General features: G+C 65.6%; 16 protein-coding genes and 1 other RNA gene. 8 read left to right on the top strand and 9 right to left on the bottom strand.

Annotated elements, in window-relative coordinates; genetic code table 11:
* Window positions 1-167: 167 nt before the first annotated feature.
* The gene (locus ABIA45_RS24535) at window positions 168-599 is read left to right on the top strand and encodes a hypothetical protein (RefSeq protein WP_036041807.1); all 432 of its coding nucleotides are present in this window, start codon (window positions 168-170) and stop codon (window positions 597-599) included.
* A gap of 134 nt (window positions 600-733) precedes the next feature.
* Here ABIA45_RS24535 and ABIA45_RS24530 read toward each other — a convergent pair whose 3' ends face one another.
* A complete protein-coding gene (locus tag ABIA45_RS24530) occupies window positions 734-1,510 on the bottom strand; it encodes a DUF2865 domain-containing protein (protein WP_404655738.1) in 777 nt (258 codons plus the stop codon).
* Between the two features lie 248 nt (window positions 1,511-1,758).
* The gene (gene pyrE / locus ABIA45_RS24525) at window positions 1,759-2,322 is read right to left on the bottom strand and encodes an orotate phosphoribosyltransferase (RefSeq protein ID WP_036014130.1); all 564 of its coding nucleotides are present in this window, start codon (window positions 2,320-2,322) and stop codon (window positions 1,759-1,761) included.
* Between the two features lie 184 nt (window positions 2,323-2,506).
* Here pyrE and ABIA45_RS24520 point away from each other — a divergent pair, with 184 nt between their 5' ends.
* Complete coding sequence (locus ABIA45_RS24520; RefSeq protein ID WP_404654008.1) at window positions 2,507-3,133, top strand: glutathione S-transferase family protein; 627 nt, start codon at window positions 2,507-2,509, stop codon at window positions 3,131-3,133.
* 159 nt (window positions 3,134-3,292) lie between these two features.
* Here the strand turns inward: ABIA45_RS24520 and ABIA45_RS24515 are convergent, their stop codons facing one another.
* The 3 genes from ABIA45_RS24515 to ABIA45_RS24505 all read right to left on the bottom strand — a co-directional run bounded on the left by ABIA45_RS24515 (window position 3,293) and on the right by ABIA45_RS24505 (window position 8,553).
* On the bottom strand, window positions 3,293-3,928 hold the full coding sequence (locus ABIA45_RS24515; RefSeq protein ID WP_404654006.1) for a LysE family translocator: 636 nt from the start codon (window positions 3,926-3,928) through the stop codon (window positions 3,293-3,295).
* A gap of 282 nt (window positions 3,929-4,210) precedes the next feature.
* On the bottom strand, window positions 4,211-7,303 hold the full coding sequence (polA, locus tag ABIA45_RS24510) for a DNA polymerase I (protein ID WP_404654005.1): 3,093 nt from the start codon (window positions 7,301-7,303) through the stop codon (window positions 4,211-4,213).
* 182 nt (window positions 7,304-7,485) lie between these two features.
* Complete coding sequence (locus ABIA45_RS24505; RefSeq protein ID WP_404654003.1) at window positions 7,486-8,553, bottom strand: acyltransferase family protein; 1,068 nt, start codon at window positions 8,551-8,553, stop codon at window positions 7,486-7,488.
* Window positions 8,554-8,755: 202 nt separating this feature from the next.
* Here ABIA45_RS24505 and ABIA45_RS24500 point away from each other — a divergent pair, with 202 nt between their 5' ends.
* From ABIA45_RS24500 to ABIA45_RS24485, 4 genes are all read left to right on the top strand, one after another.
* Window positions 8,756-10,072, top strand: a complete 1,317-nt coding sequence (locus ABIA45_RS24500; protein ID WP_404654001.1) for a UDP-glucose dehydrogenase family protein — start codon at window positions 8,756-8,758, stop codon at window positions 10,070-10,072.
* A gap of 128 nt (window positions 10,073-10,200) precedes the next feature.
* Window positions 10,201-12,675, top strand: coding sequence for an ATP-dependent helicase HrpB (gene hrpB / locus ABIA45_RS24495; RefSeq protein WP_404653999.1), 2,475 nt, complete (start codon window positions 10,201-10,203; stop codon window positions 12,673-12,675).
* A 250-nt stretch (window positions 12,676-12,925) separates the two neighbouring features.
* The gene (locus ABIA45_RS24490) at window positions 12,926-13,438 is read left to right on the top strand and encodes a TIGR02281 family clan AA aspartic protease (protein ID WP_404653997.1); all 513 of its coding nucleotides are present in this window, start codon (window positions 12,926-12,928) and stop codon (window positions 13,436-13,438) included.
* Between the two features lie 194 nt (window positions 13,439-13,632).
* Window positions 13,633-15,132 carry a phosphomannomutase/phosphoglucomutase gene (locus ABIA45_RS24485; protein ID WP_225172594.1) on the top strand — a complete coding sequence of 500 codons (1,500 nt, stop codon included), beginning with the start codon at window positions 13,633-13,635 and terminating at the stop codon, window positions 15,130-15,132.
* Window positions 15,133-15,299: 167 nt separating this feature from the next.
* On the opposite strand, the gene ABIA45_RS24480 is transcribed toward ABIA45_RS24485, so the two are convergent.
* The 4 genes from ABIA45_RS24480 to ABIA45_RS24465 form a co-directional block, all read right to left on the bottom strand.
* The gene (locus ABIA45_RS24480; protein ID WP_025032510.1) at window positions 15,300-15,809 is read right to left on the bottom strand and encodes an Lrp/AsnC family transcriptional regulator; all 510 of its coding nucleotides are present in this window, start codon (window positions 15,807-15,809) and stop codon (window positions 15,300-15,302) included.
* A 97-nt stretch (window positions 15,810-15,906) separates the two neighbouring features.
* Window positions 15,907-16,824: a sugar kinase gene (locus tag ABIA45_RS24475; RefSeq protein WP_404653994.1), complete on the bottom strand. Its 918-nt coding sequence runs from the start codon at window positions 16,822-16,824 to the stop codon at window positions 15,907-15,909.
* Between the two features lie 11 nt (window positions 16,825-16,835).
* Window positions 16,836-17,777, bottom strand: a complete 942-nt coding sequence (gene nudC / locus ABIA45_RS24470) for an NAD(+) diphosphatase (protein ID WP_404653992.1) — start codon at window positions 17,775-17,777, stop codon at window positions 16,836-16,838.
* Between the two features lie 10 nt (window positions 17,778-17,787).
* Window positions 17,788-18,207 (bottom strand): HIT domain-containing protein, encoded by a 420-nt coding sequence (locus ABIA45_RS24465; protein ID WP_036041788.1) that lies wholly within the window; start codon window positions 18,205-18,207, stop codon window positions 17,788-17,790.
* 199 nt (window positions 18,208-18,406) lie between these two features.
* Here ABIA45_RS24465 and ffs point away from each other — a divergent pair.
* Together ffs and ABIA45_RS24455 are read left to right on the top strand one after the other, a co-directional pair.
* Window positions 18,407-18,503, top strand: an RNA gene (gene ffs / locus ABIA45_RS24460) — signal recognition particle sRNA small type.
* Window positions 18,504-18,597: 94 nt separating this feature from the next.
* Window positions 18,598-20,433 (top strand): DNA polymerase III subunit gamma/tau, encoded by a 1,836-nt coding sequence (locus ABIA45_RS24455; RefSeq protein WP_271539487.1) that lies wholly within the window; start codon window positions 18,598-18,600, stop codon window positions 20,431-20,433.
* Window positions 20,434-20,451 lie beyond the last annotated feature (18 nt).

Genomic DNA, 20,451 nt, shown 5'->3' with positions numbered 1-20,451 from the left:
TCCCGAACAAGATTGCAACCGGCAAGGGGTCGCCTCGGGCGGCCCCTTTCGATTCCACGCACGCTTAGAACAAATTAAGAACACTTTAGCAAGTCTTTGATATATCATTGTGATTCGGCGCCTTGCCGATACAACATCTAGCGTCTGTCCGACTTTGCGAGGACTACATGTCCACGATTGCCTTCGACCAGTTTGCCCTCACCCGGATCGCCGATTTCGCGCGCTCGCTGTCACGGCTGCATCAGGCCGCGCGGCGCCAGAGGGTCGATGACGACCAGTTCGACCGCGAGTTCAACGCGGTGTGCCAGTCGATCTGGGGCTACACCATCGACGACGTCAGCGACGATCTGTTCTCGCCCGAGGACCATCTGTTTTTGGACACGCTGGACGAAGCGCATGCGCGCATCTTCGCGGCCGAGCAGGGCTATGACCTCGTCGGCGATCAAGGCATGCTGACCGATTGGTGGGGCTTCTGCTGGATGATCCTGGCCGAGAAGCGCGGCCTCCTGACGCCGGAGAACCGCGCCGCCGCGCGCGCCGCGATCGAGGAGAAATATCTGGCCGCGCCGAATGTGATCGGGGTGATCATCGGGAGGTGAGCTCTCGTGCCCCGGACGCAGCGCAGCGCTTCTTCAGCGGTGCGCTGCAGAGCCGGGGCCCATCTCGCAGCATGCTGGGTCCCGGCTCGGCGTCGCGTTACTGCGTGCCGCGCCGCGTCCGGGACACGAAACTGCTACTCCAACCACGCCCGCTTCGCCGGCTTCGCGGCGGTCTTCGGCACTGTCACGTCCGGCAGCGGTTCACGCACGATCTCGTTTGACGCCGGCGCATCTGCCGACACCGTCTCGGCCCGCACCGGCGCCACCTTCATCTCGCCAAGCCGGGCGCGAACCTGCGCGGTGAGACCGGGATAGGAGGCAACCGGGGTGAAATCCGCAGCCTGGTCGTTGCCGACGCGGACGCCGGTATAGGCAACGAGGCCGTCGCTGGTGGCGATCACGTCGCCGGCCTTCAGCGAGGAATCCAGCGCAAGGTCGACCGGGGCCAGGCCGACCGGTTCACGGCCGTTGCAGGTGCAATCGGCGCGCAGCGCCTTGCGGTAGGCGAACGCGTTCTCGCTGTCGGCGTAGCGCTCGCCGGTCTGGGAATAGGCACCGTCGATCGACGAGCCGAAATAGACCTTGGTCGCGCTGGCAGGGCAGAATGCCTGACACATCTGCGCGGGCGAGACGAGGCCGCGCATCAGCGGAAAGTATTTCCCGTCGCAACTGCGTACGCAGAAGGCCGGGCCCGAGCCGCCGGCCGCGGCCGAGCGAGTCGGCGGCACATATTGCGGCGTGGCGCCATTCTGCTGGCTGCTGAAGGGATCGACATAGGAGTTCGCCGGCGGCACCTCGCGCTGCGGCCGCTGCTGCTGCATTCCGCCGAAGAGGAAATCTAACAGACCTTCTGCCGAGACCGGGGCAGGAGCTGCGAGCAGCGGCGCCGCCAGCATGGCGGCCACAAGCATCGCGCGACGGCGCCGGCGCGCATGGGACATGACTGTACGCAATGCTTACTCCACCCGACGCTACTGAACCGGCTGGGACCGAGAGGTCTCAGCACGCGATTCACCATAAAGCGGGATGGTAAATGAGCAGTTGAGCAGAGGCGGTTTCAAGACGAGGCGGTGGCCTCTTTAAGGCCGGGGCGCAGCTTTGGACCGATGGTTGCTACCGGGACACATTGAGGCATGACGGCGGAGAAATTTCCGCCACTTCACCCCTTCAAGAATTCCGACGCCTTGTACAGCGAACGGAACGGCAGGCCGGCCGCACCGAACGTGTCGGTGGCGCCTTCCTCGCGATCGACCATGGTCAGCACCAGCACGACATTGGCCCCGGCCTCGCGCACCGATTCCACCGCCTTCATCGCCGAGCCGCCCGTGGTGGTGACGTCCTCGACGATGACGACGCGCTTGCCCGCCAGCGTCTCGCCCTTGGGCAGGCCCTCGATCGCGAGCTTGGCGCCGTGCTCCTTCGGCTTCTTGCGCACGAAGAAGGCCGCGATCGGATGACCCTTGATCCAGGAGATCTGCGCCAGCGCGCCGGCGAGCGGCACCGCGCCCATCTCGAGCCCGCCGATGAAATCGAGCTGGTCGTCCTTCAGCGCCTCGTAGGTCAGCTCGGCGAGCAGCGTTGCGCCCTCGGGGTCGAGCATGGTCGGCTTGAGGTTGAAGTAGAAATCGCTCTTGCGGCCCGACGCGAGCGTCACCTCGCCGCGGCCGAATGAGCGCCGGCGGATGATCTCGAACAGGCGGGCGCGGGAGGCGGATTTCGACACGGCGGTCCCTCGAACAGCGTTTTTGGTGGGGGCGGAATTTATCCGCGACCGACGCGACATTCCAGAGGGGGCGTCTCCCGTCAACAGGGATCGGCCATCCCGGTCCGCCGGTTGTGAGGGCGCAACCTTCTGGAGTAGGTGAGGGGGCAAGCCTTCGGGCAAGCCTCTTGGGGAAGGACACGGAATGACCATCGAGCTCTATACCTGGAACACGCCGAACGGCCGCAAGATCTCGGTCGCATTGGAGGAGATGGGGCTGCCCTACAAGGTGATCCCGGTGAACATCACCAAGGGCGCGCAGATGGCGCCCGAGTTCCTCAAGCTCTCGCCCAACAACAAGATCCCCGCGATCGTCGACCCCGAGGGGCCCGACGGCAAGCCCGTCAGCATCTTCGAATCCGGCGCGATCCTGCTCTATCTCGGCGAAAAGACCGGCAAATTCCTGCCGAAATCGCTTATCCAGCGCATCCCGGTCTACGAATGGCTGATGTGGCAGATGGGCGGCTTCGGCCCGATGCCCGGCCAGGTGCACCATTTCATCGCACTCGAAAACGAGCAGGACCGGGCCTATGGCCTGAAGCGCTTCATGGCCGAGACGCGCCGGCTCTACGGCGTGCTCGACCGCCGCCTCGAGGGGCGCGACTTCGTCGCCGGCGAGCTCTCGATTGCGGATTTTGCCATCCTGGGCTGGGCTTGGCGCCATCCTCGCCACAAGGTTGATCTGGCCGACTTCCCCAACGTCAAGCGCTGGTACGACGCCCTGATGGCACGCCCGGCCGTGAAGCGGGGGATGGAGGCGAAGCTGGATTGATCTCTCTTCTCCCTCTCCCCGTTCTTACGGGGAGAGGGTTGGGGTGAGGGGCCTCTCTCCCCATGCGAGATGGTCGAGAGACCTGTACCCCCTCACCCGAATTCGATCTGCGATCGAATTCGACCTCTCCCCGCAGGCGGGGAGAGGTGAAAACCATCCTCACACCCTCTTCGCTTCCACCGCCATCCGCACCGCGAGCCCGGCCAGCACGGTGCCCATCAGCCAGCGCTGCACCAGCATCCAGCTCGGCCGGTTCGCCAGGAACAGGGCGATCGATCCGGCCGCGAGTGCGATCATCGCGTTGACGCTGACGCTGATCGCGATCTGGATCGCGCCCAGCACCAGCGACTGCATCAGCACGCTGCCGGCCGCGGGATCGATGAACTGCGGCAGCAGCGCCAGATACAGCATCGCGATCTTCGGGTTGAGCAGGTTGGTGACGAAGCCCATCGCGAACAATTTGCGCGGGCTGTCGATGGCGAGCTTCCTCACCTGGAACGGCGAACGCCCACCCGGCTTCACCGCCTGCCAGGCAAGCCACAGCAAATAGCCGGCGCCGGCAAAGCGCAGCGCGTCATAGGCGAAAGGAATGGCGAGCAACAGCGCCGTGATGCCGAACGCCGCGCACAGCATGTAGAACACGAAGCCAAGCGCCACGCCGCCGAGCGAGACGATGCCGGCCGCGCCGCCTTGCGTGATCGAGCGCGAAATCAGATAGATCATGTTCGGTCCCGGCGTGAGCACGAGGCCGAGGCTGACGAGGGCAAAGCCGAGCAAGGCGGAGGTGTGGGGCATGGTTGAACCGGTGCGGGAGACGGCACGGTTCTAATATGCGCGGGATCGTGGGGCCATCGTGCAATTGCTCGGAGGGCAATTGAGCGCTTGCGCCGCGAATTCAGTGCGCTCCCTCGCCCCGTTCTTACGGGGCCGGGACGAGCTTCGCTCGCCCTGAGAGGGCTGGGGTGAGGGGCTTTCTCCACACGGGCGGTCGTCGATAGACCTGTACCCCCTCACCCGGATCGCAAGAGCGATCCGACCTCTCCCCGCAAGCGGGGAGAGGTGAAGGGAGAGAGAGCGCTAATGCGCCTCGTCCCAATTGTTCGCGGCGCGGGCGTCGACATGCAGCGGCACCGAGAGCAGCACGGCCGGGAACGGCGCGTCCTGCATCACCTTCTGCACGACGGGGAGCGTTGCCTCGACCTCGTCGTCCGGCACCTCGAAGATCAACTCGTCATGCACCTGGAGCAGCATTTGCGCCGAGAGCTTCTTCTCGGTGAGCGCATCCTCCACCCGCGTCATGGCGCGGCGGATGATGTCGGCGGCGGTGCCCTGAAGCCGCGCGTTGATCGCGGCGCGCTCGTTGAAGGCGCGCACCGAGGCATTCGAGGCCTTGATGTCGGGGTAGTGGCATTTGCGGCCGAACAGCGTGGTGACGTAGCCGTGGTTGCGGCAGAAGTCGCGCGTCTCGTCCATATAGGCGCGGATGCCCGGGAAGCGCTCGAAATACTTCTTGATGTAGGCGGAGGCTTCCTCGCGCGCGATGCCGAGCTGGTTGGCGAGGCCGAAGGCGGAGATGCCGTAGATGATGCCGAAATTGATCGCTTTCGCGCGGCGGCGGATCTCGCTCGGCATGCCCTTGATCGGCACACCGAACATTTCCGACGCGGTCATGGCGTGAATGTCGAGCCCGTCGCGGAACGCCTGCTTCAGCACGGGAATGTCAGCGATCTCGGCCAGCAGCCGCAGCTCGATCTGCGAATAGTCGGCAGAGACCAGCTTGTGTCCGGGCGTGGCGATGAAGGCGCGGCGGATCTTGCGGCCGTCCTCGGTGCGCACCGGAATGTTCTGCAGGTTCGGCTCGTTCGACGACAAGCGTCCCGTCGTGGTCGCAGCCAGCGCGTAGGTGGTGTGCACGCGGTGGGTCTGCGGATTGACGTAGGTCGGCAGCGCGTCGGTGTAGGTCGATTTCAGCTTGGAGACCTGGCGCCACTCCAGAATCTTCTTCGGGAAGTCGTGGCCCTGCTCGGCGAGCTCGTCGAGCACCTGTGCGGTGGTCGACCACGCGCCGGTCTTGGTCTTGGTGCCGCCAGGCAATCCCATCTTGCCGAACAGGATGTCGCCGATCTGCTTGGGGCTGCCGACATTGACCGGCTCGCCCGCGATCTCCTGGATCTCGGCTTCGACGCGCGCCGCGGTTTGGGCGAAGTCGCCGGACAAACGCGACAGCACCTGGCGGTCGATCGAGATGCCGCGCCGCTCCATGCGAGCGAGCACCGACACCAGCGGCCGCTCCAGCGTCTCGTAGACCGCACTCATGTGCTCGGAAACGAGGCGCGGCTTCAGCACGCGCCAGACCCGCAACGCAATGTCGACGCCTTCGGCTGACAGCGGTGCGGCCTTGTCGATCGGCACCTGGTCGAAGGTGATCTTGCCCTTGCCGCTGCCGAGCAGCTCGCTTTCCTTCAGCATGGCATGGCCGAACCAGCGCTCCGACAACGATTCCAGCGCATGCGAGCCGCGGCCGGCATCAAGCACGTAGGAGATCAGCAGCGCATCGTCGATGTTGCGCAGGGTGATGCCGTGCTGCGCCAGCATCACGGAAGTGAACTTGACGTCGAAGCCGATCTTGAGGATGCCTGCCGATTCCAGCACCGGGCGTAGCGCTTGCAGCGCGTCGTCATGCTTGACCTGGTCCGGCGCGAGGCCGGCATCGAACAGGCCGGCGCCGCCGCCGGATTGCTTGTGCGCCAGCGGCACGTAACAGGCCTCGTTCGGCGCCAGCGCCAGCGCGATGCCGCACAGATCGGCCTGCATCGGATCGATCGAGTTCGCTCTGGTCTCGATCGCGACATGACCGGTATCATGGATGCGCGCGATGAAGGCGTCGAGCTCCTTCAGCGTCTTGATGGTCTGGTATTTGCCGCGATCGACCGGAAGCTTGCGCAGCGCCTCTTCGCGCGCGGCGGCGAGGGAGATCGGTGCCCCCTTCGGGCTCGCAGCCTTGTCGTCCTTGCCCGCCGATCTGTTGGGCTGGTTCGGCCGGGCTGGCGCCGGGGTTCCCGTGCCTGGTGCCGGCACGACGTCCGAGGGCGGCAGCGTCGTGAACACGCTGGCGCCGCTGGCATAGCCGGGATCGGCATCGACATTGGCGGGATCGATCTGCGCATATTCGGCGACGCGCCGCGTCAGCGTCGTGAACTCCATCGCCTTGAGGAAGGCGATCAGCTTGCGCGCGTCGGGCTCGTGGACGGCGAGGTCGTCCAGCGGCACCTCCAGCTCGACCTTGTCGTCGAGCAGCACGAGCTGCCGCGAGATGCGCGCCTTCTCCGCGTTCTCGAGCAGCGCCTCGCGCCGCTTGGGCTGCTTGATCTCGCCGGCGCGGAACAGCAATTGGTCGAGATCGCCATATTCGGTGATCAGCTGCGCCGCGGTCTTGATGCCGATCCCGGGTACGCCCGGCACGTTGTCGGTGGAATCGCCCGCGAGCGCCTGCACCTCGACCACCTTGTTCGGCGGCACGCCGAACTTCTCGATCACCTCTGATATGCCGATGCGGCGGTCCTTCATGGTGTCGTACATGGTGACGCAATCGGTGACGAGCTGCATCAGGTCCTTATCGGACGACACGATGGTGGCGCTGGCGCCGCGCTCGCAGGCTTGGCGCACATAGGTCGCGATGAGATCGTCGGCCTCGAAGCCGATCTGTTCCAGGCAGGGCAGGTCGAAGGCGCGCACGGCTTCGCGGATCAGCGCGAATTGCGGAATGAGATCGTCGGGGGCGGGCGGCCGGTGCGCCTTGTAGTCCGGATAGATCTTGTTGCGGAAGGTGATCTCCGACTTGTCGAAGATGATGGCCAGATGCGTCGGCCGGTTGTCCTCGGGCATCTCGCGCAACAGCTTCCACAGCATGTTGCAGAAGCCGAGCACGGCGTTGACCTGGAGTCCGTCGGATTTGCGGTTCAGCGGCGGCAGCGCGTGATAGGCGCGGAAGATATAGGAGGAACCGTCGACCAGGAAGACGTGGTCGCCCTTGCCGGCCGCCTTCGCCGCGACCGGTTTGGCAGCAGCTGTCGCGGGTGCCGCCTTGGCAGCAGGCTTATCGGCGGCCGCCTTCGGCTCGGCAATCTTGGTCTCAGCCTTGGCGGTGGTCTTCTGCGATGTCTTGGGCATGGCCGCAATGTATGAATTTTTGCGGGCTTTGACAGCCTTCGGAGGCGGATTTTTGGCGTGGTGACGCCGCTATCCCCACTGTCATTCCCCGCGAAAGCGGGGAATCCAGTACGCTGCGCCCCATCGATCGACAACGACTGTGTCTGGAATACTGGATGCCCCGCCTTCGCGGGGCATGACGGTCACTCCGCCGCCTGCAACACTGCTCCCGTCTTCTTCGGCGCGATCCAGAATGCCTCCGGCCGCTCGAACAGGAAGCGCGCATTGAGCCGCAGCGCGGCCTGCCAGATCACAAGCGATCCGAGCACGCCGGCGATGGTGACGAGCAGCGACACCGTGCCGATATCGGCAATGACCCCCGTGCGCAGCAGCAGCGTCCGCGTCGCCGCCATCGGCAGGAAGAAGGCGAGATAGATCACGATCGAACGCTCGCCGCAGAAGCGGAGGAAGTTGAGCCAGTGTGCTCGCGCGAGCAGCGTGCCCGCCGCGATGATGGCGCAGGCGCCGGCGAAGCCGAGCGCGAGCGAGACGATCGCCCATTCGCTGGCGCCCGCTGCGACGAGGCCGGCATTGATCAGCGCCCAGGCAGCGAGCGCTGCAAGCGCCAGCGCCGGATGCTGCCGCGCCCGATCCGACAGGGCGAACACGTAGGGCGCGAACAAATAGCCCGAATAGAAATAGACGAAGCGTGCGCAGGCCTCGTCGATGGCGGTCCAGCCGGTCGTGATGTGCGCGGTCTCTAGCGCGGCGGCGATCAGCCAGACCGCGAGCGATGGGACCTTGCGTGTCAGTTTCGTGACAACGAAGAAGACCGGCAATAGATAGATGAACCACAGCGTGCCGAACGGCTCGATGAAGGATTCGAGATACAGCAGGCCAACATGCTGCCAGCTGGTCTCGGCCGCGAAGGCCGGGGCCTTGAAGCCGAATTGGATTGTCACCCAGACGACATAAAAATAGGCGAAATGAACCACCTTGCGGTCGAGATAGGTTCGCCAGTCTCGATCGATCACCAGAGACAGGAACAAGCCCGAAATCAGAAAGAAATCCGGCATCCGGAACGGCTTTGCGAAGGCTACGAGCACGTGCATGAACCCGGTCTGCCCGGCGGCAAGCTCCACCCCCAGCACCGAATGCATCATCACCACCATCACGATGCAGATGCCCTTGGCGTAGTCGACCCAGTCGATACGCGCGCCCGAAGCGGCCGTGGAGGGGCTGGCCGCCGCGATTGTGCCTGATCGTGCCATGGTGTCCCTTTCCGAGGCGCGTTCCGCCGTGCCTGTGCGGTCCTGGGGCAGTTTGGAGCCCAGTGGTTTCCGACTTCTTTACTGGTTCAAATCGCGGGCCGGTTTTTGCATGCGGACTGTTCCATGACCTCGGGAAAATGCTAAACCGCCCCGGATTGGGCTGAGTTGGACGTCCGTTAACCAAGCTGGAACAGGATTTTTCATGCGAATTGCGATGATCGGCACGGGCTATGTGGGATTGGTGTCCGGCGCCTGCTTTGCGGATTTCGGCCACGACGTCACCTGCGTCGACAAGGACGAGAGGAAGATCGCGGCACTCCATCGCGGCGAGATCCCGATCTACGAGCCTGGCCTCGACGAGCTGGTCGCGAACAACGTGAAAGCCAAGCGGCTCGACTTCACCACCGACCTCAAGCAGCCGGTCGCCGATGCCGATGCCGTGTTCATCGCGGTCGGCACGCCCTCGCGCCGCGGCGACGGACACGCCGACCTGTCTTACGTCTATGCCGCCGCGAAAGAGATCGCGCAGTCGCTGCAGGGCTTCACCGTGGTGGTGACGAAATCGACCGTGCCGGTCGGCACCGGAGATGAGGTCGAGCGCATCATCCGCGAAGCCAATCCGTCGGCCGATGTGGTAGTCGCCTCGAACCCCGAGTTCCTGCGCGAGGGCGCGGCGATCCGCGATTTCAAATTCCCGGACCGCATCGTGGTCGGCACCTCCGACGAGCGCGGCCGCAAGGTGATGGGCGACATCTACCGCCCGCTGTCGCTGAACCAGGCGCCGCTGATGTTCACCGCGCGCCGCACCGCCGAGATGATCAAATACGCCGCCAACGCGTTCCTGGCGACCAAGATCACCTTCATCAACGAGATCGCCGATCTGTCCGAGAAGGCCGGCGCCAACGTTCAGGAGGTCGCGCGCGGCATCGGCCTCGACAACCGCATCGGCACGAAATTTCTGCATGCCGGTCCCGGCTTCGGCGGCTCGTGCTTCCCGAAGGACACCAAGGCCCTGATCAAGATCGCGCAGGACTACGACGTCTCCTTGCGCATCGTCGAATCGGTGCTGGCGGTCAACGAGAACCGCAAGCGCGCGATGGCGCGCAAGGTAGCCCAAGCGCTCGGCGGCAATCTGCGCGGCAAGACCGTCGCGGTGCTCGGCCTCACCTTCAAGCCCGACACCGACGACATGCGCGATGCGCCGTCGATCCCGCTGGTAACAGGCCTGATCGACATGGGCGCGAAGGTGAAGGCGTTTGATCCGGTCGGCATGGAGCAGGCCAAGGGCGAATTGCCCGATATTACCTATTGCGAGGACGCCTATGCCTGCGCGCAAGGCGCCGACGCGCTCGTCATCGTCACCGAATGGGTCCAGTTCCGCGCGCTCGATCTCGACCGGTTGAAGGCGACCATGGCGCAGCCGGTCGTCGTCGACCTCCGCAACATCTACCGCCCCGAAGACATGGAAGCCGCCGGCTTTGTGTACGAGAGCGTCGGGCGGCCGGCGGTGCAGGGCTGATTGCTGCATATTCTCATTGAACGAAGCCGTCATGGCCGGGCTTGTCCCGGCTATCCACGTCTTGTTCACTGCCAGACGAAAGAACGTGAATGCCCGGCACGGGGCCGGGCATGACGAACGGATAGATCTTGCCCCGCAGCTTCGACACGCCCCTCCCGATCGATGCCGTGCTCGACGATTTGTCGCGTACGCTGGAGGCCAGCAACGCCGCAGTGCTGGTGGCCCCTCCCGGCGCCGGCAAGACCACGCGCGTGCCGCTGGCCTTGCTCGATGCGCCCTGGGCCAAGGACAAGAAGATCATCGTGCTGGAGCCGCGCCGCATCGCCGCGCGCGCCAGTGCCGACCGCATGGCCAAATCGCTCGGCGAGCGCGCTGGCGAAACTGTCGGCTATCGTGTCCGCTTCGGCTCGAAGATCTCGCGCGCGACGCGCATCGAGGTGGTGACCGAGGGCATCTTCACCCGCCAGATCCTCGACGATCCCGAACTCTCCGGCGTTGCCGCGATCCTGTTCGACGAATTCCATGAACGCTCGCTCGACGCCGACATGGGCCTTGCGCTGGCGCGTGATGCGCAAACCGGCTTGCGCGAGGATTTGCGCATCCTGGTGATGTCGGCGACGCTCGACGGTGCGCGGGTGGCAAGGCTGCTCGGCGATGCCCCCGTCGTCGAAAGCGAGGGCCGTGCGTTTCCGGTCGAGACACGCTATCTCGGCCGCAAGGCGGATGCACCGATCGAGCGGCAGATGGCGGATGCGATCGCATCTGCGCTGCGCGCCGATAGCGGCTCGGTGCTGGCCTTCCTGCCAGGCGCCGCCGAGATCCGCCGCACGCAGAATTTCCTCTCCGAGCGCGTGCAGGACGCCTCCGTCGAGATCGTGCCGCTGTTCGGCGCGCTCGATGCCGCCGTGCAGGACCGTGCCATCGCGCCGCCGCCCAAGGGCACGCGTAAGGTGGTGCTGGCAACCTCGATCGCGGAGACCTCGCTCACCATCGAGGGCGTGCGTATCGTCGTCGATAGCGGTCTTGCCCGCGTGCCGCGCTATGAGCCCGATATCGGCCTGACCCGGCTCGAGACCGTGCGCGCCTCGCGCGCGGCGGTGGACCAGCGCCGTGGCCGTGCCGGCCGCACCGAGCCCGGCGTCTGCTACCGGCTCTGGGACGAGCCGCAGACCGCCTCGCTCGCGCCGTACACCCAGCCGGAAATCCTCAGCGCCGACCTGTCCTCGCTGGTGCTCGATCTGGCGCAATGGGGCGTCAGCGATCCCGCGGCTCTATCGCTCCTCGATCCGCCGCCGCAGCCGGCCTGGAAGGAAGCCAAGAGCCTGCTGAGCGAGCTCAACGCGCTCGACGGCGACGGCCGCATCACCGCCGAGGGAAAAAGCCTGCGTGCGCTGGCGCTGCCGCCGCGGCTTGCACGCATGATCGTGGATTCGCATCGCGCCGGCGAGGGCCAGGCCGCCGCCGAGATCGCGGCCATCATCACCGAGCGCGGCCTGGGCGGCGACAGCGTCGATCTCGAGCACCGCCGCGACCAGTTCCGCCGCGACCGCTCGCCGCGCGCGGCAAGCGCGCGCGATCTCGCGCGCCGCTGGGCCTCGCAGGTCGCGGCTTCGGAGAAGGTGGCGCTGCAGGAGGATCTCTCGACCGGCCTGATGCTCGCCTACGCGTTTCCGGACCGCGTCGCGCGCAATCGCGGCAATGGCGGATTCGTGCTGGCCAACGGGCGCGGCGCCTCTGTCGAGCAGACCTCCTCGCTCGCCCGTGCGCCCTACATCGCGATCGGCGAGATGACGGGGACGGCGGCGAACGGACGCATCCTGCTCGCCGCGCAAATCACCGAGAACGAGATCGAGCGGCATTTCGCCGAGCATATCGAGACCGCCGACGAGATCTCGTTCGATCGCGGCGCGATGGCGCTGCGGGCGCGGCGCAAGCGCGTGCTGCACGCAATCACCCTGTCCGAGGCGACGCTATCAGTGTCGCCCTCGGAGGACACCGCGCGCATCTTTGCCGAAGGACTGATTGCGGCCGGCCTCGACCGGCTGCCCTGGTCGAAGGCCGCCAAGCAATGGCGTGATCGCGTGATGTTCCTGCGCAAGGCCGAGGGCGACAGCTGGCCGGATCTGTCCGACGGCGGCCTGATCGCGCGGCGCGAGGATTGGCTGGTGCCGGCGCTCTACGACAAGATCGCGCTCAAGGACATCTCCGCGGGCGATCTCTCCGATGCCCTGATGGCGCTGTTACCGTGGGAGATGCGCGCGCGGCTCGACCGCGAGGCGCCGACCCATTTTGAGGCGCCGACTGGAACCATGCTCGCGATTGACTACGAGGCCGAGCAGGGACCGACAATCGCGGTCCGGCTACAGGAATTGTTCGGCCTCAACACCCATCCCTCGATCGCCGCCGGCAAGGTGCCGCTGGTGCTGGAATTGCTGTCGCCGGCTCAGCGTCCGGTGCAGGTGACGCGCGATCTGCCCGGCTTCTGGCGCGGCAGCTACGCCGCCGTCCGCTCCGACCTGCGCGGCCGCTATCCGCGTCACCCCTGGCCCGACGATCCCGCGAGCGCACTGCCGACAAGGCGGGCGAAGCCGCGCGGGACGTGAGGTGGTAGACCCTCATGGTGAGGAGCGCGGAACGCGCGTCTCGAACCATGCAGGCCCCGCTCTCGCGTGCGGCCATCCTTCGAGACGCCGCTTCGCGGCTCCTCAGGATGAGGGCCTGGAGTAGCTGCAACGGCGCCCATTAACCCTCCGCTCATCCTTTTCGTCAAAATGACAGGAGCCCCGGCGTGCCCGCGCTCGCCGCCGGCCTCGTCGCGTGATGAAATCGAGCTTTCGGCTCGGAAGTGGTGTGATGCGTAACATTATGATCATCGCGGCCGTCATGATCGGCCTCGGCACCTTCATGGCGCAGATGGCGGACAAGATGAGCTCGGCTTCCGCCACGTCAGTACCGCGCACGACGGTCGCGGTCGCAGCCACAGCGCCGGCCGGCAGCCGCAGCCTGGCCATTGGCCGTGACGGCCGCGGTCATTTCCAGACCGAGGGCCGGATCGACGGCCAGCGCATCGGCTTCATGATCGATACCGGTGCCTCCGTGGTTGCGCTGAACGAGACCTCGGCCGCCCGGTTTGGTCTCCGTCCCTCGCGCGGCGACTACAACGCCACCGTCTCCACCGCCAACGGCACCATCAAGGCCGCGCGCACCCGCATCGCCATGCTCGACGTCGGCGGTCTCATCGTGCGCGACGTCGATGCCATGGTGCTGCCGGACGAGGCGCTGTCGGAAAACCTGCTCGGCCTCTCCTTCCTGTCCCGCCTGAAGCGTTTTGAGTACGCCAACGGGCAGATGGTGCTGGAGCAGTAGAGGCGCTGCCCGCGACCGCGCAGTCGCCAATTTCAAGTAGATGATATCCTTGCTCCGGCCGCCCTCCCGGTAACGTTTCTTCGTTACCAAACTGCCGCAATTATCGGCCATAAGCCTTCATTCCCGCCTTTCGCTGCGGTTTGGCATTCGCTAAGCCTGCAGCAACTCCCGCCCCCTTTCACGAGACAGACTCAATGTTCCCGAAGCCGAAATCCGTATTGTTGCCCAACACCTACGCCTTCGAATCCGAGCCGATGGTGAAGCCGACCGGCTTTCGCGAATACGACGCGCGCTGGTTGTTCCAGAAGGAAATCAACCTGATGGGTGTGCAGGCGCTCGGCATGGGGCTCGGCGCGCTGATCGCCGAGCTCGGCGTCCGCCAGGAGATCGTCACCGGCCACGATTTCCGCGGCTACTCGGCCTCGATCAAATACGCGCTGATCTCCGGCCTGATGGCGGCGGGCTGCAAGGTGCACGACATCGGCCTTGCGGTGACGCCGATGGCCTATTTCGCGCAGTTCGATCTCGACGTGCCCGCCGTTGCGATGGTCACGGCCTCACACAACGACAATGGCTGGACCGGCGTGAAGATGGGCGCCAACCGCCCGCTGACCTTCGGCCCCGACGAGATGACGCGTCTGAAGGAGATCGTTCTGAACGCGGAATTCAAGAACAAGGCGGGCGGCTCCTACCAGTTCCACGAGAATTATCCGGCGCGCTACATCGCCGACCTCACTTCTCGTCCGAAGCTTAAGCGCAAGCTCAAGGTGGTCGCGGCCTGCGGCAACGGTACTGCCGGCGCGTTCGCGCCGCAGGTGCTGGAAGCGATCGGCTGCGAGGTGATCCCGCTCGACACCGAGCTCGACCACACCTTCCCGAAATACAATCCGAACCCGGAAGACATGGAGATGCTGCACGCGATCCGCGACGCGGTGTTGCAGCACAAGGCCGATGTCGGCCTTGGTTTCGACGGTGACGGCGATCGCTGCGGCGTGGTCGACAACACCGGCGAGGAGATCTTTGCCGACAAGGTCGGCGTGATGCTGGCGCGCGACATGTCGGCGATCCACAAGGACGCGCAGTTCATTGTCGACGTGAAATCGACCGGCCTGTTCATCACCGATCCCGTGCTGCAGAAGCAGGGCGCGAAGACTGCCTATTGGAAGACCGGTCATTCTTACATGAAGCGCCGCACCAACGAGACCGGCGCGCTCGCGGGCTTCGAAAAGTCCGGCCACTTCTTCTTCAACAAGCCCTATGGCCGCGGCTATGACGACGGCCTGGTCTCGGCGCTCGCGATCTGCGACATGCTCGACCGCGCGCCCGGCAAGTCGATGGCCGATTTGAAGAACGCGCTGCCGAAGACCTGGTCGTCGCCGACCATGTCGCCGCATTGCGCCGACGAGACCAAATACGGCGTCATCGACAAGGTGGTGAAGCACTTCGAAGGCCTGCAGGCCAAGGGCGCGAAGATCGGCGGCCAGGCGATCCGCGACCTCGTCACTGTCAACGGCGTCCGCGTCACGGTCGAGGACGGCAGCTGGGGCCTGGTGCGCGCCTCCTCCAACAAGCCCGAGCTCGTCGTCGTGGTCGAGAGCCCGGTCTCGGAGCAGCGCATGCACGACATGTTCGAGATGGTGAACAGCGTGCTGCGCACGCATCCCGAAGTCGGCGAGTACAATCAGAAGATCTGATTGGTGACTGCCGCTGCGATGGCGGTGCGCTCCCTCGCCCCGTTCTTGCGGGGAGAGGGTTGGGGTGAGGGGCTTCTCTCCGCGGATTCGAATGTCGCGAGACCTGTACCCCCTCACCCGGATTGCTTCGCAATCCGACCTCTCCCCGCAAACGGGGAGAGGTGAACCTACGCCGCCACCACCGCCGGGATCGGCAGCGCCGTCACCGACTTGATCTTCTCCATCGCGAAGCGCGAGGTGACGTTCTTCAGCGGGACGGCGCTGATCAGCTTCTTGTAGAACACGTCATAGGCCTGCATGTCCGCGACCACGACGCGCAGCATGTAGTCGACGTCGCCGGCCATGCGATAGAACTCCATCACCTCGGGCATGGCACTGACGGCCTCCGCGAATCGCTTCAGCCAGGCATCCGAATGGTCGGAGCTCTCGACCGACACGAACACGGAGATGCCGAGCCCGATTTTGTTCTGGTCGACGAGGGCGACGCGCTTGATGATCACGCCGTCGGCCTCCAGGCGCTGGATGCGCTTCCAGCAGGGGGTCGAGGACAGGCCAACCCGGTCGCCGATCTCGGCGACGGAAAGGGAGGCGTCTTCCTGGAGGACCATCAGGATCTTGCGGTCGATGGCGTCGAGGCGGCGGCTGGTCTCGGGAATTTGGACGGCGACATCAGTCATTTGAAGAACTTTGTTTCATTTCAGGGGCAGATTTCCCAGATATAGAGAAAATCTTTCCACAGCAAGCCCATAATCTCGGCGCTTCCATGGAATCGCTCTACGGACGATCGCGCAAAAACCTTTCAACTTCAACGCGTTGCGGGGCGGCCAAGCCGCCGCCATGGCGGGTGCATTTCAGCGCTGCGGCGGCCGTGGCGAATCGCATCGCTTCCCGCAACCCCTTGCCCTCGGCGAGGCCGAGCGCGAACGCGCCATGGAAGACGTCGCCGGCGCCGAGCGTATCGACCGCTTCGACCGGAAAGGCAGGTGTTTCCTCCAGCGCGCCCGCCTGGTTCAGCCAAATCGCGCCGTGCGGGCCCCTTGTGGCCGCGAGGAGGGCGGGCGTCAGCTCCGCCAGGCGCTTCAAGGCCGCGCTGTCGTCAGCGATGCCGGCCGTCTCCTGCAGCTGGGCGCTGGCGAACAGCAGATGCGAGGCGGCCGTGAGCAGGCCGTCCTGCAGCGCCATCGCGCGGTCGACGCCGACGATAACGGGAATGCCGCGCCGGCGTGCCTCGGCGCAAAGCGAGGTCGCGAACGCCGCGCAGCGGCTTTCGACGAGCACCGCCTGACAATCGGTCAGCAAGGCGTCGGCCTCGGGTAGCCTCACGGTCCACAGCGCGGGATCGCGATAGATGGTGAGCGTCCGCTCGCCGGAGGGCTCGATCATGATCGCCGAGACCGGCGTGCTCAGGCCCGGCATGCGCACGATGTGCGTGCTATCGACGCCCTCCTGCGCCATCTGCGCGAGGATGAAAGCGCTCGACGTCTCCCGCGCATCACCCATCGGCCCCGCGAACGCGACGCGGCCGCCGAGCCGCGCCATCGCGATGGCAGCGTTGAGCGCGTTGCCCCCGCACACTTCGGCGAGATGGCTGGCGTTCGCCTTGCTGCCGCGTTCGGGCAAGGTCTCGACGCGCAGGATGAGGTCGCGCACCGGCATGCCGATGCAGAGGATGCGCGGCGCGGCGCCGGTCATCGTCGTTCGACTCAGCTGCTCTTGTCGTGCACCCAGCGGCCGAGCAGATGATGGGCGATGGCGAAGGGATGCGGGCCGGCGAGCCCGTCCGGATGCGTCCGCGTCAGCATCTTGGCGGCCTCGTCGCGCGTGAACCAGCGCGCGTCTTCCAGCTCCATCCGATCGACGACGATGTCCTCGTTCAGCGCCTGCGCGCTGCAGCCGATCATCAGCGACGACGGATAGGGCCAGGGCTGGGTCATGTAATATTGCACGTCGGTGCAGCGGATCCCGGACTCTTCAAAGATTTCTCGGCGCACCGCGTCCTCGATGGTCTCGGCCGCCTCGACGAAGCCGGCGAGGCAGGAATACATCCCTGCCGGAAACTGCTTCTGGCGTCCGAGCAGGCACTTGTCGCCGGACGCCACCAGCATGATCACGACCGGATCGGTGCGCGGAAAATGCTCGGCCTTGCAACTCGGGCAGTCGCGCTTCCAGCCGCCTTCCTTCATGCTGGTGCGTACGCCGCAATTGGCGCAATAGCCGTGGCGCTGATGCCAGCCCACCATCGACTTTGCCATGGCGACGGCCGAGAGCTCCTCGGGCGGGATCGCGCCCTGCATCGCCATGCCGCGCAGCTCGGTCACGGTATAATCCTCGCGGCCGACCAGCTTCTCGGCGGCGGCCTGCGACAGGCCCATGCCGAACACGGCCGCACCGTCGCGAAGCCCGAGGAACACCGTGCCGGGATTGGCACCGCATTTCAGCGCCTCGTCGATTCCGAGCAGCGCCCGCACCTTGTCGCCCTCGCGCTTCACCAGCAGCGAGTCGCGATAGACCACATAGGCGCGCGAGGACGGCTTCTGCTCCAGCGCGAACAGCTTTTCGTCGTCGCGGCGCAGATGCGCGGCGCGGTCGAGGACGTTGGTGACGAAGGCCGGCTGCCCCAGCGGAAACGCGTTGAATGCTGACATTATTGTTCTTTCAACCCAACCAGATCTTGCGGCGAAGCGCGCTGATGAAATTCTGAACCTCCGCGGCGTCATGCGCCAGCGGCGGCATCACGCCCCACACCGGCCGCGGCCAGGCCGCGTCACTGGTGCGGCGCGCGATGATGTGGACGTGCAGCTGCGGCACGAGGTTGCCGAGCGCGGCGATGTTGAGCTTGTCGCATTTGGTGATCTCCTTCAGCGCGCGCGAGACGCGGGAGATCTCCGTCATCAGCTGCGCCTGCTGCACCTCGTCGAGATCGATGATCTCGACCGTATCGGCGCGTCGCGGCACCAGCAGCAGCCAGGGATAATGCGCGTCCTTGATGACCAGCACCTTCGACAGCGGCAGGTCGCCGATATCGATAGTGTCCTCTTTCAGGCGGGAGTGCAGCGACCAGGCGGGTTCGGGCATGAAGGCTTCTCTGGATTGATTCTTACCGTCGCAGAGACCACGCCCCCAGACAACATCCGTATGCGCCATGGTCCTTATGCGCCGGACCCGGTGGGGCACGCCGAATGAGGGCGAATTCGGCGCTGGAAGTCCCAAGCGCCGTCGGAACAGCCCCAGACCCCGCTTGCTTTCCGCTCCCTTTGGCCCCAAATAGGGACCGGGAGATTGGCGGTGGACGAGCCACTCGCCAACCGGGTCAGGTCCGGAAGGAAGCAGCCCTAACGAGGTCCGGATCGGGTCGCTCGTCAGTCTCCTACCTGTTTTCGAGCGAACCAGCGCCGGCGGCACCAGCCGCCAGCGCGCTCCTTTCCGCAAAAGCCGGCCAAGAGACATTTCATTGCGGATCGACCGATGACCGACGCTGGCGCCCCTCCCGATCCCGATAGCGCCGGCCAGGCCGGCAATGCGCCCTACCGGGTGCTGGCGCGCAAATACCGCCCATCTTCGTTCGATGATCTGATCGGCCAGGAGGCCGTGGTCCGCACCGTCTCCAATGCGTTCGAGACCGGCCGCATTCCGCAGGCCTGGATTCTCACCGGCGTCCGCGGTGTCGGCAAGACCACCACCGCGCGCATTCTCGCCCGCGCACTCAACTACGAGATGCCGGATGGATCGGTGAAAGGGCCGACCATCCACATGCCGACCCTGGGCGTGCATTGCCAGGCGATCATGGAAAGCCGGCACATGGACGTGCTGGAGATGGACGCGGCCTCGCATACCGGCGTCGACGACGTCCGCCAGATCAATGACAGCGTGCGCTATGCCCCGGCCAGCGCCCGCTACAAGGTCTACATCATCGACGAAGTCCACATGCTCTCGACGGCGGCGTTCAACGCCTTCCTGAAGACGCTGGAGGAGCCGCCGGAGCACGCCAAGTTCGTGTTCGCGACGACCGAGATCCGCAAGGTTCCGGTCACCGTGCTGTCGCGCTGCCAGCGCTTCGACCTGCGCCGCGTCGAGGCCGACGTGCTGATGAAGCACCTCGCCAGCATCGCGGCCAAGGAAAACGTCGAGATCGAGCCGGAGGCGCTCGGCATCATTGCGCGCGCCGCGGAGGGCTCGGTACGCGATTCGCTGTCGCTGCTCGATCAGGCCATTGCGCATGCGGCGGGGCAGGTGAAGGCCGATGCCGTCAGGCAGATGCTGGGCCTTGCCGACCGCACCCGCGTCATCGACCTGTTCGAGTCGCTGGCGCGCGGCGACATCGCGTCCGCCTTCAAGGAGTTCCGCGACCAATACGATGTCGGCGCCGATCCCATCGTCGTGCTCTCGGACCTCGCCGAGTTCGTCAATTTCGTCACCCGTGTGAAGGTTATCCCGGCGACCGCCGACAACGTCGCCTATGGCGAGACCGAGCGCGTGCGTGCCAAGGAGTTCGCCTCCAAGATCTCGATGCGCGTGCTGTCGCGGATGTGGCAGATGCTGCTTAAGGGCATCGCCGAGGTGCAGGCCGCAACGCGTCCCGCAGCCGCGGCCGAAATGGTTCTGGTGCGCATCGCCTATGTCGCCGACCTGCCGACGCCCGACGAAGCGATCAGGATGCTGGAGCAGAACGGCGGCGGCTCGCCGGTCGTGAACGGCGGAAGTAGCGCGCGCAGCGGCGCGCCCGCCGCGCCGGTTGCCTCCGCAGCGCCGATGTCGGCTGCGCCCGTGCGGATGCCGACAGCCTCGGCTCCAGCGTTTGGCGGTGGCGCCCGGCCGCAGATGGCGGCGCCCGCGCCGGATACGCAAGGGGCGGCGCCCCAGCTGCGCATCGCGAGCTTCACCCAGCTGGTTGCGCTCGCAGGGCAGAAGCGCGACATCATGACAAAGAGCGCGCTCGAAGGCGACATGCGCCTCGTCCGTTTCGAGGAGGGGCGGCTGGAAGTCGCGCTCGAGCCCAACGCTTCCAAGACCATGATCTCGGAACTTGCGAAGAAGTTCGAGCTGTGGACCGGCCGCCGCTGGACCGTGATCGTCTCCAACGAGCAGGGCCAGCCGACTTTGCGTTCGGTGAACCAGGCGGCCAAGCAGGAGCATGCCCGTACCGCGGAAGCCGATCCGCGCGTGCAGGAGGTGCTGTCGCGTTTCCCCGGCGCCAAGGTCGTCGAGGTCCGCAGGCTTGCTCCCGAGACCCCGGAAACCGATATTAACGCCGACTATGGCAGCGACGATCCGCCCGACGGTTCCGACGGCGACGATCTCTGAACCATTCTTTCCAAGGAC

Source organism: Bradyrhizobium sp. USDA 336 (genome assembly GCF_044908355.1).
GTDB lineage: Bacteria > Pseudomonadota > Alphaproteobacteria > Rhizobiales > Xanthobacteraceae > Bradyrhizobium > Bradyrhizobium yuanmingense.
The sequence above is the reverse complement of the archived record's forward strand: the minus strand, read 5'-3'. Positions and strand labels throughout refer to the sequence as shown.